The 19,183-nt window shown below is 43.7% G+C and carries 11 protein-coding genes and 1 tRNA gene; 10 read left to right on the forward strand and 2 right to left on the reverse strand.

The window, feature by feature from the left end; all coding sequences use genetic code 11:
• Positions 1–6 precede the first annotated feature (6 nt).
• Genes ACLOAU_RS00080 through ACLOAU_RS00110 form a run of 7 tightly spaced genes read left to right on the forward strand, consistent with a single transcriptional unit; the run spans position 7 to position 14,801 of the window.
• Positions 7–3,396, forward strand: a complete 3,390-nt coding sequence (locus tag ACLOAU_RS00080; RefSeq protein WP_427859764.1) for a hypothetical protein — start codon at positions 7–9, stop codon at positions 3,394–3,396.
• On the forward strand, positions 3,383–4,807 hold the full coding sequence (locus ACLOAU_RS00085; RefSeq protein WP_427859765.1) for an SGNH/GDSL hydrolase family protein: 1,425 nt from the start codon (positions 3,383–3,385) through the stop codon (positions 4,805–4,807). The genes ACLOAU_RS00080 and ACLOAU_RS00085 overlap by 14 nt, the downstream gene beginning before the upstream one ends.
• A 41-nt stretch (positions 4,808–4,848) precedes the next feature.
• Positions 4,849–5,937 (forward strand): hypothetical protein, encoded by a 1,089-nt coding sequence (locus ACLOAU_RS00090; protein WP_427859766.1) that lies wholly within the window; start codon positions 4,849–4,851, stop codon positions 5,935–5,937.
• A gap of 41 nt (positions 5,938–5,978) precedes the next feature.
• The gene (locus ACLOAU_RS00095) at positions 5,979–7,979 is read left to right on the forward strand and encodes a glycoside hydrolase family 97 protein (RefSeq protein WP_427859767.1); all 2,001 of its coding nucleotides are present in this window, start codon (positions 5,979–5,981) and stop codon (positions 7,977–7,979) included.
• A gap of 10 nt (positions 7,980–7,989) precedes the next feature.
• Positions 7,990–10,812: a glycoside hydrolase family 88 protein gene (locus ACLOAU_RS00100; protein WP_427859768.1), complete on the forward strand. Its 2,823-nt coding sequence runs from the start codon at positions 7,990–7,992 to the stop codon at positions 10,810–10,812.
• 29 nt (positions 10,813–10,841) lie between these two features.
• On the forward strand, positions 10,842–13,121 hold the full coding sequence (locus tag ACLOAU_RS00105) for an FAD-dependent oxidoreductase (protein ID WP_427859769.1): 2,280 nt from the start codon (positions 10,842–10,844) through the stop codon (positions 13,119–13,121).
• A gap of 12 nt (positions 13,122–13,133) precedes the next feature.
• Positions 13,134–14,801: a sodium:solute symporter family protein gene (locus ACLOAU_RS00110; RefSeq protein WP_427859770.1), complete on the forward strand. Its 1,668-nt coding sequence runs from the start codon at positions 13,134–13,136 to the stop codon at positions 14,799–14,801.
• Positions 14,802–14,884: 83 nt separating this feature from the next.
• Here ACLOAU_RS00110 and ACLOAU_RS00115 read toward each other — a convergent pair whose 3' ends face one another.
• Positions 14,885–15,652 (reverse strand): endonuclease, encoded by a 768-nt coding sequence (locus tag ACLOAU_RS00115; protein WP_427859771.1) that lies wholly within the window; start codon positions 15,650–15,652, stop codon positions 14,885–14,887.
• Between the two features lie 149 nt (positions 15,653–15,801).
• On the opposite strand from ACLOAU_RS00115, the gene ACLOAU_RS00120 reads away from it, so the two are divergent.
• The 3 genes from ACLOAU_RS00120 (at position 15,802) to ACLOAU_RS00130 (ending at position 18,106) form a co-directional block, all read left to right on the forward strand.
• Complete coding sequence (locus ACLOAU_RS00120; RefSeq protein WP_427859772.1) at positions 15,802–16,818, forward strand: LacI family DNA-binding transcriptional regulator; 1,017 nt, start codon at positions 15,802–15,804, stop codon at positions 16,816–16,818.
• A gap of 77 nt (positions 16,819–16,895) precedes the next feature.
• Positions 16,896–17,954, forward strand: a complete 1,059-nt coding sequence (locus ACLOAU_RS00125; protein ID WP_427859773.1) for a phosphotransferase enzyme family protein — start codon at positions 16,896–16,898, stop codon at positions 17,952–17,954.
• A 75-nt stretch (positions 17,955–18,029) separates the two neighbouring features.
• Positions 18,030–18,106, forward strand: a tRNA-Pro gene (locus ACLOAU_RS00130).
• Positions 18,107–18,299: 193 nt separating this feature from the next.
• Here the strand turns inward: ACLOAU_RS00130 and ACLOAU_RS00135 are convergent.
• Positions 18,300–18,941 (reverse strand): NAD(P)-dependent oxidoreductase, encoded by a 642-nt coding sequence (locus tag ACLOAU_RS00135; RefSeq protein ID WP_427859775.1) that lies wholly within the window; start codon positions 18,939–18,941, stop codon positions 18,300–18,302.
• Positions 18,942–19,183: the final 242 nt, after the last annotated feature.

Below are 19,183 nucleotides of genomic sequence, written 5' to 3' on the forward strand. Positions count from 1 at the left end.
AGAACAATGAGAACAGTATTGCTTTTAATGACGATCCTTGTAATGGCGGATGTTTCTGCACAGCAGGAAAAATACTTGTTGCTGGGAACCGACTTCCAGTTTAAAGGCAAGTGGTTTACAGAGCCTGACAGGGAGACGATCAGTGGTCAGGTGCTGCGTTATTTAGGAGGAGCTGGTGATGAGGCAACAGACGCACTCACCGTGATCGATGTAAAGCAGGCCGGTAGCTTTACCGTGTGGATGCGAACACCCGATTTTGATGTGAATCCCAGTACGCGATTTGTACAACTATCAGTTGGAGATATTACCCTCAGTAAGGCAGGAGGTCATGGTCAGCCCGGATATTTATGGGAAAAAGTGGGTGAATTAGCATTGAAAAAGACACCCGCTCTTTTAAGACTGCATAATTTTAATTATGGCCGTTGCGATGCTATACTTCTGGTACAGGACGGTAGCATTAATCCAAACAAGTTAAACAAGCAAACTATTCTTTCGTGGAGGGTAAGACCAGAAGAACAAACGGTTTTGTCTGATCGGCAACAGGCAGTAAGTCCCCCGCTTGGGCTGCAGGCTGATGACAAAACAATCGCAACTATCCATAACGAGGTGCTTAGGCTGCAGTTCGTCAGGGGCGGTGCTAATCAAAAAGCTATTGCCTGCAAAACCGAAATTAAAAAGGATGGTAAGTGGCTGCAATCAGGCAGTTCAATAGAAGATCATAAAATATATCTTATCTATGATGACACAGCCGCAATTGACTATAATAAGTATTATCCTACCTGGGATAATAAAAAGTTGAATGCACATTTTCTTTTCGAAGGAAAAAAGTATGAAGTACGTAAGCCGGGAGATGAGTTTAATCCTTTTCAGGCGGGGAGCTTTAGCGAAGCCATTCCGGTATCTGCCACTGCCATTGATCAACAAACGATCGAAGTGCAATACATAACGCGCAACGGTTCTGTGATTACCGGACTATGGTCGCTGCCATCGGGTAAAAAACATATTGATTTACGTTTGACCTGCAAGACAGCACGCCCGGGTTATTACAGTATGGGAGTAGCTGCGTTCCAGGCTATTGCCGACCCTGAACTGCATAATGTGATGATGGCCCCGATGTTTCAATACAAGCGAATATCTGAAGGTCCACAAATGATGCTCTCCTCCATGATGCAACAACCACTTGCTATCGTGTCTGCTAAAACAGAACAGGGGCTGGTATCGACCTATGTGGCAGCGGATCTGAAATCATTTCCCAGGGACTGGGGTTCGGTAGATTTTTCGCCCGTTGGGTTTACTTTAAAAAATGAGCAGAACCAACTACAGCCGGTAATGTTTTCGCCGGTGTTCGGCATGAAGGATTCCCGGTATCAGCAGGATCAGCTGATCGACCGTCATTTTGTTATCGGTATAACTACCGGAGATTGGGACAGTGCCTTAGACGATGTTTCTAACGAAGTATTCGAAGTAAAGGATTACAGGAAACAGCAGGGTGCTTCTCTCACCGATGCGGTGTTCAATATGATCGAACTGGCAAAGAATGATAGCGCGGGCGGCTGGGCGCCTGAGTTGAAAGGTTTTTATGATATTGAAGGCGATCCTAAAACGGCTCCAACAGTGGTGAATGCTACGCCTTTACTCAACGTGTCGCTTTCCGTATTACAAGATGATGAAGAGCTGTATTTATCGCGCTCGTTACCTACCATTGAGTTTACTATTTCGAGGAGCGGCTATAGATGGGCCACAGATATTGTACCCACTGCATTTAACGCTACCCGCGAAACATTGCAACTAAATCCTTACAAGTCACAGTTTACGACATCTTATTACTTGGGCCTCCACCGCTTGTTGGGTGAGTTGAATCCATGGCTGAATAGTATTGCCTTGCCGGCAGATACGCTCAGGGCGGTAAAGGGTTATTCCACCGACTTTCATAAATGGAACCAGGCGCTATGGGCCTACCGGTTAACCGGGCAAAAGAAATGGCTGGCCATAGCTGAAAAAGATGCTGACAATTTTATACAGCAAAAGATTTATGCCAATACCAATAAGTTATTAAGCCATATCCCTTTTTATAATGCTTCTTTTTATGCTCCCTGGTGGGATCTGCTCGACTTGTACGAAACCACGAAAAATGATAAATGGCTGAAAGCCGCGGGTTATGGTGCCTATTTTACCATTGCAGGAATACGAAGCTATCCTAAAGTGGACAACCAGTTGCAAACGATTCACCCGGGTGGTCGTTATGACGGTGTTACGCGTATATGGTGGAAGGGCAATGCTCCCTACCGCTTAGGTTTTCCAAGAAAACAAGGCGATGTACAGGAAAAGAAAGTTCCCGAATGGGTAGTGTCTCCGGTAGGGCTGGGCCTGGAGCAGCCGAGTACCTATTTCACAAGAGTAAAGGGGCAAAACGTGCACCCGGTATTTATGAGCAGCTGGGCTCCTCATTTACTGCGGCTGTACCAGTTCACTCAAAAACCTATTTATGAAATCTATGCCCGCAATAGTGTTATCGGGCGCTATGCTAATTATCCGGGTTACTATGCAACAGGACTTACTGATGTACCTATGTCAGCTGAATTCCCTTATAAAGGTCCTGATGTGAGTTCGGTTTATTATCATCATATACCTGCACATATGGCTTTCAGCCTCGATTATTTGATCACCGAAACGATCCAGCGGTCCGGAGGAAATATATCATTCCCTTATAGTAAACAAGAGGGCTTTGTATGGTTTAATAACCGCGTTTATGGCGGTGGTAAAGGTAAAGTCTTCGATGATGAACAGGTATCCTTACATATGCAAAAAGGACTGGTATCTGTCAGCAATCCGGAGATCAACTATGTGACGGCCGTGTCTGACAAGAAATTCTGGGTATTGCTCTCGTCGGAAGCTGCCACAGAACAGACCTTCAATTTGAAATGGTCACCGAAAATAAATGCTAAAAAAAGCGGTGCGGCATTGGGTTATGATGCTGATGGTAAATCTAAGTCCACCGATTTTAAGGATGCGGTGATGAATGTTACCCTGCCTGCTAAAGGATTTAAAGCAATTGCACTCCCATTGGAATCTGCAGTTGTTGCTAAAAACTATCCACCTGTTAAAAATGGTATGAAAGTGATCGACCTGGGCGCGCCTTGGGGCAAGGTGTTTCTCTTTCGTATCCGTTCACCATTTGGCTGGGATACCTTTTATGGGTTTGCAGAAACAGCTCCGTTACAGAACTGCGCTGTTACCATAACCTGTAATAAAAAAATACAACAGGTCAATCAATATCCCTATGAATGGAGCTACAATAAACTGGCCATGAATGAACCGATAGCTGTAACGCTTACGTTTAAAGATGATAAATCCAGGACAATATCTAAACAGATTGTATTCAATGAAAACGAATAAAGTATGCCTGTATGCTTTTGTAATAATGAGCCTGCTGCTGCCGGCTGCAGGGTTATGTCAGTCCAATATGGACAGGGACAAGATAGCAGCCTCACAGGCTGGTGCTTCGCCTGTTTATTTTGAAATACCTGAATCGGGCATTACTTCGGTGCAGCCTGGTAGTTATGAAAATAAGATGGAATGCCAGGTTCGTCTGGGTATCCCTGGTTTTATCGAAAAGGCAAAGAAAGGGCAGGAGCTCGTAGTTGCTTTTATAGGCGGCAGTATTACCCAGGCTAATTGGGGTTACCGGCTGCAGACTGCTCATTATTTAGAGCAGCATTTTCCTAAGTCTCGTTTTAAATGGATCAATGCAGGTGTTTCCGGTACGGGTACTGAGTTAGGGGCATTCCGGATAGGAGAACAGGTATTGCAATATAATCCTGATCTTATTTTTATTGAGTTTGCTGTAAATGGAGCATATCCTGATGGAATGGAAGGAATGATCCGCCAGGCTATCAGGCGGCAACCCGGAACTGAGATTTGCCTGCTCTATACTATTTTAACCGGTCAGACTGCATTTTATCAAAAAAATGAACTGCCTGCAAATATTAAAGGATTGGAGCGTGTGGCGGATTATTATGGTCTTCCTTCTGTTCAGTTAGGTATGGAAGCAGCAAGCCTGGAAGCGGCTGGTAAGCTGGTTTGGAAGACCGGCGGAGCGCAATACCTGGATAAGATTATGTTTTCTGAAGATGGTATCCACCCTACAACTGCCGGCGGTAATCTTTATGCTGCAGCTATAGCACGTTCTCTGTCAAAGATGGAATTGCAGCAACAAAACAGGAAAAAGGAATTACCCACGCCTTTAATTACTGCGGACTGGGATGAGGCTACGATGGTAGTGCCTGCTCATATCGCTGATGATAACAATGGATGGCAATCCATCGATACTGATCTTAATTCCAATCTTAAAAAATTCAAGGGATGGTTTAGTGAGGTCTTTACCGCGTCTCAGCCTGGTGCTTCATTTAGCTTCCGTTTTAAAGGTGATATGTTGGGCATTTTTGATATCGGCGGTCCTGAGGTCGGACAGCTGGAATGGATCATAGACGGCAAGCCGACGCATCTAACCAAACACAAGCAGGGGAGTTTTATGTATTACCAGGCTGAAATGACAGACGCAACAAATGCCATTGCCTTAAACCGGTTCAATGCCTATTGCAATAACCGTTATCGGGGACAGTTCGATATAGTGAAGTTGCCGAAGGGTACACACGATGTAAAAGTTTATGTGTCTTCACAAAAATCTGATAAACTAAAGATATTATCACCAGATCAAAGAGCAGACATTGAAGCACACCCGGAAAAATATGATCAGTCGGTCATTTACCTGGGGCGCATCTTGATCAGGGGAACAATGCTTAAATAATATATAAGATCAAAAATTTTTTCACTGTTAAAATTTTTCACATGATTAAATTTTCACTTGTTTTATTTGCCTTTCCACTACTTTCTTACTGGAATTCATGTAGTAAACACGACAGTCCTGTAAAAGATAGTTCTGAATTGAAGAAAGCCTCTTTGACAGCCGATTGGAGTTTTACATTGGGAGATCGCTCCATTTTATCCCAGAGCACGTTCCCTCCTTCTGATAGCGGGTATTATACTGACGGAGCCATCCCTTTAATAAAATTAGGTAATCAGTACTATGGCTTTTGGGCCAGGTACCGCAATTACAGAACAGTGGCCGGCTCTCCGTTATTGCAAAATCATTTAGGTCAGCTCAATCCTTTAACTCCTGTATTTGGAGGCAATCAGCCCAATAACGGTACGGCTAATGGTTTCAATGATGGGGGCATGTGGTTTATTGGAGTGAGACAATTAAACGATGGTCGCCTGGCAGGCTTTTTTCATGCGGAAACGCACTGGTATCCGCGAACCACCCAGGGTTGGTATGCTTATAAATCTATTGGAGTTGCTTATTCTAGCGACAGTGGAAGATCCTGGGGCGCACCTTACCAGATACTAAAGCATGAGTTAGATAAGCCCACAACGCCGTCCTGGTCAGGCCTTGGAGATGGAGCTGTTATTTACAACCATCTAAATAGCAAATACTATTGTTACTACACACCTGCTACAGGCGTCACCTCTATTTGCATGGCTGTTTCATCTGACCAGAATGGCTACGTAGGTTCCTGGAAAAAATGGTATAACGGGTCTTTTTCAGAACCGGGCCTCGGAGGTAAACAAACCGCGTTATCTCCGCTTACAATGAATCCTGGCTCTAATCCTTCTGTTCACTGGAATACTTACCTGAACAAATTTGTAATGATATGGCATGGCTGGGATGGCAAATTATACATTTCCGCAAGCTCCAATGCCGAGACCTGGGAAAGTCCGAGATTACTTCTGCAAGACGGACCCAAAGCCTGGTATCCGGCAATCATAGGAGCCAGTAGTGTTGAAGGAGGACAGCAGATTCAATTATATTATGCATTCGATTTCAGACCCGATGGCAGAAGGACACTGGCCTCCCGTACTATTACATTTCAACTATAATAAAATCATTCTTTCCCCCATCGGTAAATAACAGGTATATAATGAAACACGCAGGCAGGATATATAGTTTTACAAGATCTAAGCGTTTGTTAGGTGCTGCCTGTATAGTTCATACCTGGGGTATGGCGCGCATCATTACCTTAAGTATTGTTATACTACTTACTACATCAATTACCGGCCACAGCGCAGCGCAACAGTTGATTCTTAAAAGCCCTTCAGGTTCATTAATAATTCAGGTAATTAAAAATGAAGAGGGCTCTTTTTATACCGTAAAGAAAGATACACAGCCGCTGATTCTCAAGTCCCGTTTGGGCCTGAGCATTGCCGGCCTGCCTTTGATTGAGCCTGGAGTCTTACCGGAACTTATTGAAACCAGTGATGTACAAGTGTCTTTAAGTTTGCTTAAAAATAATTATAGAGAACGGCTCGTCTCCTACAAAAGATACGAGGTTAGGTTAGGTAAAGCAATCATTGAGTTTGCTGTATTTGATAACGGTTGTGCGTTTCGTTATCATTTACCAAAGGGACGGCTTCATATTACAGGTGAACAAACCAGTTTTGTTTTAGATGGTAACAGCCCTGTTTGGTTTTTTGAACGTACCAATAACTGGAAGTTAAAATCCTATGCCGGCTTATGGCAACAAACCCAGTTGGATAGCCTAGATAAAATTTCTCCCACAGGCCCGGTTCAGGGTAAGCCATTGATCGTGCAATTGCCCAACCAGCAATACCTGTTTATAACGGAAGCCGCATTGTATAACTACAGCGGTATGCGTTTAAAAGCCAGGGGCAACAGTTTAGCCGCGGACTTTACTGAAGGCGATACAGGCTTTTATGTAAACAGCCCGGCCGGCTCCTTCACTCCCTGGCGGGTGATTGGTTGGGCAGCAAACCTGGATGGTTTAGCCAATCAATATATAGTGGCTGCTCTAAATCCTGTTCCGGACAAAAGGCTATTTAAAAATACCGATTATATAAAACCCGGTAAAAGCGCCTGGAGCTGGATTAGCCGCGATGAAAATTACCTGGATCCTTCAGTTGAGAAAAAGATTATAGATGCAGCTGCTCAGCTTCATTATGATTATACATTGATTGACGATGGATGGGAACAGGCCTGGGTAAAGAAATGGGAGGTGTTAAAAGATTTGGTGACTTATGGTAAAAAGAAAAAGATTCAATTATGGGTTTGGAAAGATTCTAAGTTTCTCAGGGATTCGGTATACCGTGATGCTTTCCTGGATACGTTAAGCCGCCTGGGTATTGCCGGCATCAAAATAGATTTTATGAACAGTGAGGCAAAGGATCTCATCGACTTTGAAATTAACTTCCTGAAAGCCGCGGCCCGCAAAAATCTAATGGTTAACTTTCACGGTTGCCATACATCCACCGGGGAGTTCCGTACTTTTCCTAACGAAATGACCCGGGAAGGGGTGAGAGGGATGGAGCTGAATATTATGAACGAACCTATTCCTGCATGGCATAACACAGCACTACCTTTTACGAGGTTTGTGGTGGGGCCGGCCGACTATACACCTGGTTTTTTCAGCAATAGGGGGGCTACAACCCTGACTCATCAATTAGCTCTTTTGTATTTACTGGAGTCGCCCTTTCAATGTATAGCCGAAAATCCGGTTAAACTGGTCAATGATCCATTGTTTAAAGCTGTTCTTCCTTTTATTCGTGATCTGCCTGCCACATGGGATAGTAGTATTGTGCTTCCGCAAAGCCATATTGGTAGCTGTGCTATTGTAGCAAAGAAGAGTGGGGATGACTGGTACATTGCCGCCATCAATGGCCAGGATCGGGAATTGGCGGTTCATCCGGACCTGTCTTTTATAAAACATTTGTCGAAGTATAAAGCCACTCTTGTAGCTGATCAGAACGAACGCTTTAAGGTTGTTGCTGTTTCAACGACAAACCTGGGTGCAATGTCTTTTCAACTTGCACCTCAGGGCGGTTGGGTATTACGTTTAACAAACAATGAAGTTCTTAAGTCTCCACATCGTGACAGTTCAACAAAAAGCAATTTTTTAAATCCGTAGCCATCTTATTATGAAGTCCATCGTTATACTTTTTTTTATAGCTATCACCTGTTGGGTGCGCCCTGTATCGGCACAAATACAGATAGCAAAAGATGGCCGCATAACCGTTACATCAGCAGGACTATCATATGATTTTTTTCCCCGGTTTATTGTATTGTTTAATTCGGTCGACCCCGCTCTGGCCTTGAAGCCTGCCGGTATAGCTAAGGTTTCCTATAACGTGCCTACCTGGCGAACCGGTGATACTGCTCATGCAGATTATGTGCAGCAAAAAGTGAGTGAATCTGTTGCAGGCGATGGATTTGATGATAACATTTTAAGAAGTAAAAAGGAGAACAGAACAGCTAATATATATCGGTCAGGAACCCGCTTTCTTTCAACGGCCAGTAGGGTTATGGAAGCGGGCGATTCAACGGTACTCTTATTCCCGGAGCATCCCTTGTTCGGGCTTACAGCATGGATTAAAACCCGGGATAATGATGTTCAGATCTATTTTAAATTGACACCCAAAAAAGACGGTTTCTTCAGTGTTGGCTATATAGGCGCACCGTCTTTAGATAAGAGTCAGGTAGCAGAATTATGGCAGCCATTAATCTGGACGGAGAAAAGAGCGCCACAACAGCCCTATATGACCCCCTCTTTTATGGCTACACTTCCCGCCACCCTGGTGAACGATGGCCATAATTCAATTGGTGTAATGGCTGATCCCAGGTACTTGCCCTTTCAGCCGTTACCTCTTTTGGAGAATAGCCAGTTTGGCCTTGCGTTGCTAAATGATAGCGGGAAGCTGCAGCCCCAGGTATTTGCTCCTGTTATGGGCGGGGCAGGCTCACAGATGAAAGCAGGCAGCAGCTTTTCATTTTCTCTAAATCTTATTGTAAAGCCCCTAACTATTACCCACACTTATGAGCAATTAGCCAAAGATAAAATGGGATTCAGCGACTATCGTACCAACGCCACTGTATCGATGAATACAACATTGGACAACCTGATTGATTATTCAAAAACGCATTATGCGTGGTTTGTCGACAGCTTAAAAGGCTTTGCTTATTCAACAGATGTACCCGGTGCGGTAAAAAACGTGTCAAGCCTGAATCCATTGGAGCTGGCTTTAATAAGAGATGATAAGGACATGTTTGAAAAGAGAGCTTATCCACTCATGGAGTTTATGTTGTCAAGGGAGAAGTTTTTGTTTACACTCGATAGTACACAAAAAATACAATCGCCTTCCAGGAAATTAAAAGGCCCTATTGCTCCTTTATCTGAGTTGCAGGTTTTGTATAATCTTTTTGGCCGCAATAATTCTTTCTACCCGCTTATGGCTAAGAAAGAATTTGGTAGCGCCCGTATCAGGAACCTGGATGAGAAGCAAAAAGGACGCAACTGGATCAATGCTATGTTCATGTTCAAATTGACATCAGATTCGTCTTACCTGAAGCTAAGCCGGGAGTTGGCAGATCAATACCTGGCAGACCGGGTTGATACAAGAATGGAACAATTCGGCGACCCCATGGTGAGCTCTAATTTTTTCTGGCCCACGTTTACCAATAACTGGTCGGCGTTATTGGAACTGTATGAACTGACGGGTGAGCAGCGTTATCTCAATGCTGCTCATGACGGCGCGCGACATTACACCCTGTTTACCTGGATGGGGCCCCGTATTCCTGACAGCCTGGTTACGGTAAATAAAGGTGGCAAAGCTCCCATGTATTGGTACCTGAAATCGAAAGGGCATCGGCAAATGTATTACCCTGAAGAAAAAGTACCCGCGTGGCGTCTTTCCGAAATGGGACTCACGCCTGAATCGTCTGGTACTTCTACGGGGCACAGGGGGATATTCATGTCCACTTATGCTCCCTGGTTGTTAAGGATCGGGTATTATACCAGAGACAGTTTTTTGATGAATGTTGCCAAAGCTGCTGTAGTAGGCCGCTCCGAAAGCTTTCCCGGTTATCATATCAATACCGAAAGAACAACGGCTTATGAAAAAGTAGACTTTCCACTTCACGGACATAAAGATCAGAGCGTAAACTCGTTTCATTATAACCATATACTACCCATGGCATCGATGTTTATGGATTATCTGGTGTCTGATGCATTTGTAAAAAGTAACGGGAATATAGATTTCCCCAGCGAGTATATTGAAGGATATGCCTATCTGCAAAACAAATTCTATGGAGCTGCCAAAGGCCTGTTCTTTTCTTCAAGGGAAGCTCAGTTGTGGATGCCTTCGCGGCTTTTGAAGACGGATGATATTGCATTGAATTATATCAGTGCTAAAAAGGGGGATACACTGTTGCTGGCTTTTATGAACCAGTCCTTACAACCGGTTACTACCAGGGTTACCGTTAACCCATCTCTGGTTACATTTTCCAAACAGGCAGCTGTGAAATTATTATCACCATCAGGGCAGGTACAAGCGTTAAAAGATAGTTCTTTTCAGCTTATGGTGCCTGCATCCGGCATTACTGCAATGGCTATTTCAGGGGCTGATATTCCCAAAGGTTTCCAGGATCAGCTACTTGCAGACAGGAGGGATGATAGTGCAGATTATGCGGTGATTGCTGAGGGAAATGCTAAAGCACTGCTATTTACAATGGGCTCTTATGCCCGCAGGCTCTATGTTTTCCTGCAGGATGATGATAGTAAATGGAAATCAGCAAAACTTATTTATAGCATTAACGGATCATCTCCTAAAGAGTTCGTAAAAAAAGAATATCCGTTTGAATTTACTGTTCCGGTAGATCTCAATAAGCCTGTTCGTTTTCACCTGGAGTTGACTGGCAGAGATGGGAAGCTGGTGCGATCAAAGGAAATAGAGCTGGGTAGATAAATCTTAATAAAATATATAAAGAAAATAGAATGATACGTAAAGAGGGTGAAAATAGAAGAAGTTTAAAAGCGGAAGAGAAACGGGCCGATCTGGCTATCATTGGTGGTGGTATGTCGGGTGTATGCGCTGCTATAACAGCTGCCAGGCAGGGACTCAAAGTGTTATTGGTACAGGACAGGCCAGTGTTAGGTGGTAATGCCTCGAGTGAAGTGCGTTTGTGGATATTAGGCGCTACTTCTCACCTGGGTAATAATAACCGTTGGAGCAGAGAGGGTGGTGTAATAGACGAAATATTGGTTGAGAATACATATAGAAATCCTGAAGGTAACCCGGTAGTGCTCGACATGATCATTCTGGATAAAGTAATACAGGAGGCCAATATTCAATTGCTGTTGAACACCGCTGTATATGAAGTGGCAAAAGTGACCAATGATAAAATTGAAAAGGTTAAGGCCTTTTGCAGTCAGAACTCAACCGAATACCTGATCAGCGCACCTTTGTTTTGTGATGCTTCCGGAGATGGGATACTGGGCTTTTTGGCAGGAGCGGCTTTTAGAATGGGAGCAGAGGGGCGTGAAGAATTTAACGAGCCAATGGCACCGGATCTGAGTTACGGAGAGTTGCTCGGTCACTCTTTATATTTTTATACCAAGGATACCGGCAAGCCCGTGCATTTTTCCGCGCCTTCCTTTGCAATGGATGTACAGGCTAATGTGCCACGCTATAAAAGTTTCAACGCCCGTGAGCATGGATGCAAATTATGGTGGGTGGAATACGGAGGACGTTTGGATACCGTTCATGATACCGAAAAAATAAAATGGGAGTTATGGAAAGTGATCTACGGGGTTTGGGATTATATTAAAAATTCCGGCAATTTTCCTGAAGCTACGAACTACACGTTGGAGTGGGTGGGTATGATCCCCGGGAAGCGCGAGAGCCGCAGGTTTGAGGGTGACTATATCTTGTCGCAAATGGATTTAATAGAACAGAAAGCACATGAGGATGCGGTAGCATACGGGGGCTGGTCTATCGACTTGCATCCTGCTGATGGAGTATTCAGCGACCGGTCGCCCTGTAATCAATGGCATAGCAAAGGGATTTTTCAAATACCCTATCGATGTTTGTATAGCCGTAATATTAAAAACCTGTTCCTGGCCGGGCGTATTATCAGTGTAAGCCATGTGGCTTTCGGAGCTACCCGGGTGATGGCCACTTGTGGTTACGCTGCCCAGGCTGTTGCGGTGGCAGCAGCGCTTTGTATAAAACATCATAAAATGCCTGCAGCTTTATATAGTGATGGCCTTCTGCCGGAATTGCAAATGCAACTGATTCGTACAGGACAATTTATTCCGGGAATACATTTAAGTGATCCTGATGACCTGGTGCAGGATAGTGATATTACAGCCAGCTCAGATTTGCGGTTTGCAGGTTTTAGCGAAGATGGATATATACTTAAGATGCTGTCGGTTTCAGCAGCACAAATGTTGCCTGTACAGGCCGGCAAAGTGCCTGTTCCCAGATTATTGGTACATGCTTTTGAAAGAACAGTGTTAAAAGCAGCATTAAGGATCAGCAGCAGGTATGGTTCTTTTACGCCGGATGTAACATTAAAGGAGCTTGAGATCAGTATAGACCAGGGCGCTCATTATATTGAGCTTGATTTTGATGCGAGCATCGATAAAGATCAGTATGTGTTTATTTGTTTCCAAGCCAATGAGCAATTGCAACTGGCTTATTCTACACAACGTATCACCGGATTGGTGTCGGTATTTAATGGCACCAATAAGGCTGTTTCTAATAACGGGAAGCAGGAAGCTCCGGAGGGATCAGCGGTAGATAGTTTCGAGTTCTGGTGTCCGCAAAGGCGGCCGGAAGGACATAATCTGGCCTTACAGCTGGATACGGTTATTGCTTTTGGTGCAGACTATATCAGGAATGGGGTTAATCGTCCTACTATACAACCCAATGCCTGGGTAGCGGATATTGCAGACCCTGAACCCGCCCTGCATTTAACCTGGGAGCAACCTCAGACCATCAAAAAAATTAATCTGGTTTTTGATACCGATACCGATCATCCAATGGAGTCGGTTCTGATGACACATCCCGAAACTGTAATGCCGTTTTGTGTGAGGAACTACTATATTGAGGATGATAAAGGGAATAAGATTTATCAAAAGCAGGGTAATTTTCATACCATTAATGAAATAGTGTTGGATGAGCCCATTACTACTACAAAGCTTAAAGTGGTATTGGAGCATCCTTCGGAGCTGGTTGCCGCTTCTGTCTTTTCCATAAGGTGTTACGCATAAATACAATCAATAATGACTGATACAATTGTAGTAATAGTATTTTCTGTTTTTATACTGCTGGTGGGCATTAGTTTTTCTAAAACCGGCAGAAACCTGAAATCCTTTTTTGCAGGGGGAGAATCTGTTCCCTGGTTTATTGGCGGACTTTCTTTGTTTATGAGTTTTTTTTCGGCCGGTACATTTGTAGCCTGGGGCGCGATTGCTTATCAACATGGATGGGTTGCTGTTACCATTCAGTGGACCATGTGTATCGGCGCCCTGATTACCGGTCTTTACCTGGCTCCCAAATGGAAAGCCACCGGTAACCTTACCGCTGCGGAGTTTATCAAAGCAAGATTGGGTAGTAAAGTGCAGAAGATCTACATCTATATTTTTACTATTGTGTCGGTATTTATCAAGGGTTCTGTATTGTACTCCGTATCGAAACTGGTGTCTGCATCGCTCGATTATCCACTGGTCCCTGTTACCATCATACTGGGTATATTAATGATATCTTATACCGCGGTAGGCGGCCTCTGGGCTGTAATGGTAACGGATATCTTACAATTTGTGGTGCTTACGGCAGCCGTGTTGATTATCCTGCCATTAGTGTTTAACGAAGTAGGAGGGATAGACCGTTTTCTGGCCAAAGCGCCTGAAGGTTTTTTTAGTTTGACTAACGGAGATTATACCTGGGGCTTCATCTTCGCCTTTGCTATCTATCATATTTTTTATATAGGTGGTAACTGGACTTTTGTGCAGCGTTATACCAGTGTGGATGCACCTAAAAGCGCTTCCAAAGTGGCTTACCTTTTTGCAGGTTTATATATATTGAGCCCGGTATTATGGATGTTGCCACCTATGACTTACCAGGTTATACATCCCGGCCTAAGCGGCATCGATGCTGAGAATGCTTACATCATGGTGTGTAAGCAGGTGTTGCCCGCAGGCCTGCTCGGTCTGATGTTGACGGGTATGTACTTTTCTACATCGGCATCGGCTAACACCGCACTTAATGTGGTATCGGCTGTATTTACCAATGATATTTATAAAGGCTCTATCAATCCGCAGGCTGACGACAAGAAACTGATGTTTGTAGCACGTGCTTCTTCCTGGTTCTTTGGTTTGTTTATGATATTGATTGCTTTAGGAGTGCCCTATATAGGCGGAATCGTAGAGTTTACTTTAAGTGTGGGCGCTATAACGGGAGGCCCCTTACTATTGCCACCTATATGGGCTTTGTTCTCCAAACGTCTTAGCGGCAAAGTGACCCTTTATATCACTGTCGTATCACTGACGATCAATCTTCTGTTTAAAATGATACTCCCATTGATCAATGGTTATAAGCTTTCGCGCGCCAACGAAATGCTATTGGGTGTATTGTTGCCGCTGATAATGTTGGTGGTTTATGAATTATGGGTGAAGAAAAAAATGGCCACCAGTAACGACTATAATAAGTACCTGGCGTATAAGTCAGCAAAGAAAGCAGCAGCGGTGCAAATAGACGAAGAAGAAAGGCTGGCTATCAAAAAACAAAATGTATTTGGTTTAAAGATGATTAGTTTTTCCCTGGTATTCATGTCGGTGCTAATGCTGGTATTGGCTTTTATTACTTCAAAAGCAACCGGCCTGGTAGTTGGTATTGCCATTGCTATTATGTTAGGTGCTATTATACCGTGGCGGGCTTCAAAGCGGGCGTGAAGCCGGGTTAATGATAAGTAATACCGGGATATCCGTTAACCACAGGACAATCCCGGATTTTATCCGCATTGCGAACCAATATATTACTCATAAAGCTTTTGACAAACAGGACAGAAAAAGGATCGCCGGCGCGTAATGCCCAGGTATTCTTTATGGATAGGTCCTTTACAACGGGGGCATGTTTTTTTGGTATGCGCCAGCCAGTGTTTTTTTAGCACAAAGGCCTTCTTCCATTTTAAAAAATCAAAGCTGTAGGTGCGCGTTTCATTCACCAGCTCTGTTAATTTTTTAGGAGGTAGTTTGCCAATGGTACTCAATGGGTGTACCTGGATCCGGTATAAAACTTCATTTTTAATAATATTTCCTGATCCGGAGAAAATATCCTGGTTGAGTAGAGCGTCGCATGCCAGCATAGCAGGAGTTTTTTTCAATTTTTTCTTCGCTGCTTTTGGATCCCAGTTGTCGGACATTACATCTGCGCTCCAGTCATATACCTCGTCAAGAGGTTCTTCAATTATTTTCACTGAGCAGGCATAAAAATTAATAAAGCCATTTTTAAAGCTCAGTCCCAGGCGGGGTGTGCCTTCTTTTTCTTCATTAATACGGTAAGAGCCAAATAACAGGAAGTGAATTCTTATAGTAAATTCTTTAAAGCATATCAGGAAGTGTTTCCCCCAGCTTTTAAAGTCAATGATCTTTTTCCCTTTGGCCCGGTCAATAGGTAGGGTACTGTTGCCGGAAACTCTGGTAACTTTTTGTCCGGCAAACGGGACAGCTAATTCTTTAAGAATGACGATGGAGGGGCCTTCGGGCATAAAGCTTTTATAAAATGCATACCAAAAGAATGCCATTCATAAAATAAGGATTGGTGTCACTGGCAATGTTCTAATCAATAGGTTATCAACTGTACAAATGCCTGTCAGTTAAGGGATACTTTTTTATTTGCTATAACCTTCAGTTTTTTTCTATCTTTAGTCTCTCTAGTTATTCGTCCTGTTTTATGAGTGATATACCTACTATAAAAGAAATAGCAAAAAGATTGAATGTTTCGGTATCTACTGTTTCCCGGGCATTGAATGATCATCCGAGAATAGGTTTGAAAACAAAGCAGGCCATTCAAAACCTGGCAAAAGAGTTGAATTATGAGCCCAATCCCAAGGCCATTTTCTTTAAACAAAAGAAAAGTTTTGTAATTGGGGTAATTCTTCCCCTGATCTCTGAGGATTTTTTTTCCAAAAGTATCAGTGGTATTGAAGATGTTGCCATGGAACATGGTTATACGATCTTATTTGGACAAAGTCATGAAAGCATCGCCAAGGAACAAACGGTAATGAAGGCAATGGTGAAGCAGCGTATAGACGGGTTGTTGATTTCGTTATCGAAAGAAACCAATAAATACAATCACCTGGTTGCATTGGAGAAGTATAATATACCGGTGGTGTATTTTGACCGGGTGCCGCCTTTTGAAAGGGCCAGTAAGGTTTTTTGTAGTGTTTATAAAGGTACAGAGCAAATGATTGAATGGCTGTTCAGGCAGGGACGGAAACGTATTGCTTTTATTAACGGACCCGATGAGATTGCAGCCAGCAGGGAGCGTTTAAAAGGATATATAGAGGGGATTTCCAGGAAGAAGCTAAAGATTGATATGCAGATGGTAGAAAAAACAGACCTGTCGGAAGAGGGGACCCAGCTTGCTATGAACAAGTTACTTAATTTAAAACGACCACCAGACGCTATCATTAGCTTTAATGATTATGTACACCTTGATGCCGTAAAATTTGCCATGCAGAAAGGGGTAAACATTAATGAGGATATTCTTTTCGCAAGTTATGCTAACATATCTGCTAACAAACATGCAGCCTACCCGCCGGTGGTATCTCTGGATCAGTTTCCTTACCAGCAGGGGCAAACAGCGATGAATATGCTCATCAATATTTTAAATAAAAAACAATCGGAGGGTGCCGTACAGGCTCCTTTTGAGCAGGTAGAAGTGCCGGTTTCGCTGGTGTATAGCTAACGTGAAATTTATACAATCGTTTGCGCAATTTTGCTATTCCTGTATGGTCTACCTTTATCTGAAATGTAACCGGAGATATGGATATCATGCATAGTGTGCTTGTCAGCTATGGGTTTAATAAGGATAGCTATACCATCGAACGCTTTGGGAACGGACTTATCAATGACACCTGTCTGGTAAAAAAGGAAGGTGAAAAGTACATTCTTCAGCGGATCAATAAAGCAGTTTTTACCAACCCGTTTCTTATAGCAGAAAATATTGAAAAAATAGAGGCTTATCTGGCAGAAACGGATACTTCTTATTTTTTTACTACGCCCTGTAAAACCTTAGGGGGCGACACTATCGTTTGCATAGAGGATCATTACTACCGTATGTTCCCGTTTGTAAAAGACAGTCACACCGTTGATGTGGTGCAAACGCCGCAACAGGCTTTTGAAGCCGCAGCCCAGTTTGGCCAGTTTACACGTGTGTTATCGGGCATGAACATTGATACGCTTAATATTACCCTTCCTGCGTTTCATGACCTGACTCTGCGTTACAACCAGTTTTTAGAAGCGCTTGAAAAAGGCAATCCGGCCAGGATCACAGAAGTGGCCGGCCTGGTGAAACAGTTAAAAAAACAGGCGGATATTGTTGAGGAATATAATAATATTCTGGACAATAGTGCTTTCCGGTTAAGGGTAACGCACCACGATACCAAGATCAGCAATGTGTTATTTGACGGGGCTAGTAAAGGGCTTTGTGTGATTGACCTGGATACCGTAATGCCCGGTTACTTTATAAGCGATGTAGGAGATATGATGCGCACTTATTTATGTCCCGTCAGCGAAGAAGAAAAAGATTTTAGTAAGATAGAGATCAGGGAAGAATTTTACTTTGCCATAGTGAATGGTTATAAAAGTTTTATGGAAGCAGAGCTTACTGATACAGAAAAACAATATTTTTTTTACGCCGGTAAGTTTATGATCTATATGCAGGCCCTGCGTTTTATTACCGATTATATAAATAATGATGTGTACTATGGCGCCCGTTATCCCGGGCATAACCTTGTCAGAGCTACCAATCAAAGTATTTTATTGCAGCGTCTTTTAGAGAAAGAGCCGGTTTTTTCGGCGCGACAGGAAATTATTCAATAATTTTTGTCATTCTCTTTGATTATTATAAATAAATCCTTTACATTTGCAACCCATTCGCACAAAGCGCGGCGGATCCGGGAAGTAGCGCAGGCCGGTAGCGCACCTGGTTTGGGACCAGGGGGTCGCAGGTTCGAATCCTGTCTTCCCGACCAAAAACAAGAAAGCTCACATTTTGTGGGCTTTTTTTGTGGGCATTTTTACCGGATTGGTGCCTTAATCGGGGGTTGAGCTGCAAACGCAAGAACTCTTTTCGCGATTTTCGTAGCTGCTAACCAGGTGTGGGATGATGTAAATAAAAGAAGCCGCCCGGAAAGGCGGCTCCCAAGATGTGTTTATAAACTGATGTTATTCTGCATTGGCGATAAAGGGTGCCTGTTGTATGTATTGTCCATTGTGCAACAGGTTAATGACAAACCGTGCCAACCGGCCGGCGCTGATCTGTTCGCCCGGACAGTCAGTAAGGCTTACTGCAAGAGGTCCTTCATCGTCGCTTTGTTGAATCATGGGTAATCGTATCATCGTCCAGTCTATGCTACTTTTACTTAAGACTTCATACTCCAGCTGTTTATCTGCGGTAGTCTGGGGATAATGGGTTTTCATCCATTCGGTAGCAGCCTTCACGCGGTGGCTTTTATGGTCGGCTGTGGCATCAACATTTAATCCTGTGATTACGATATATCGCCTGTTGTTATATAGCTGCATCGCAGCCAGAATATTGCGGGTAGCCTGGCTGAAGATGGGCGGCTCGCCCGCGGGTTGCCCCAGCATGCTGATTACGGTATCGCAGCCTTCTAACAGACGTCGTATTGCGTCGAGCTCCCTGGCGTCGCCTTGCACGACAGTTGCCAGCGGGCTCTTGATCTCAAAACCTTGGGGATTGCGTAACAGGATGCGAAAAGGAATCTCCTGCCTGATGAGTTCCTGGCTCAGGTATTGGCCTGATTTACCGGTGCCGCCGATTACGGCGATCTTAGGTATAAATATCATGAATGCTTGTTTTATAAATAGGAATAATAATCTCCTGTACACCTGCGGCAATGCGGGTGTATTATGGAAAAGCTGTCGATAGCTTTTGTTTTAAGTAGCCGTATTTATAAAACAATTCGAATGCTGTAAAGCTAGTAAAAATCTTGTACTTGCAGTTGAGAAGACAAACCCGATCAGGATATGCCTGGAGCGGCCGCAGATTTATGGTGAGCTATGGCATCAGGACTTTCCCTGCCGTAACC

This window comes from Paraniabella aurantiaca (assembly GCF_050309965.1).
Lineage (GTDB): Bacteria > Bacteroidota > Bacteroidia > Chitinophagales > Chitinophagaceae > Niabella.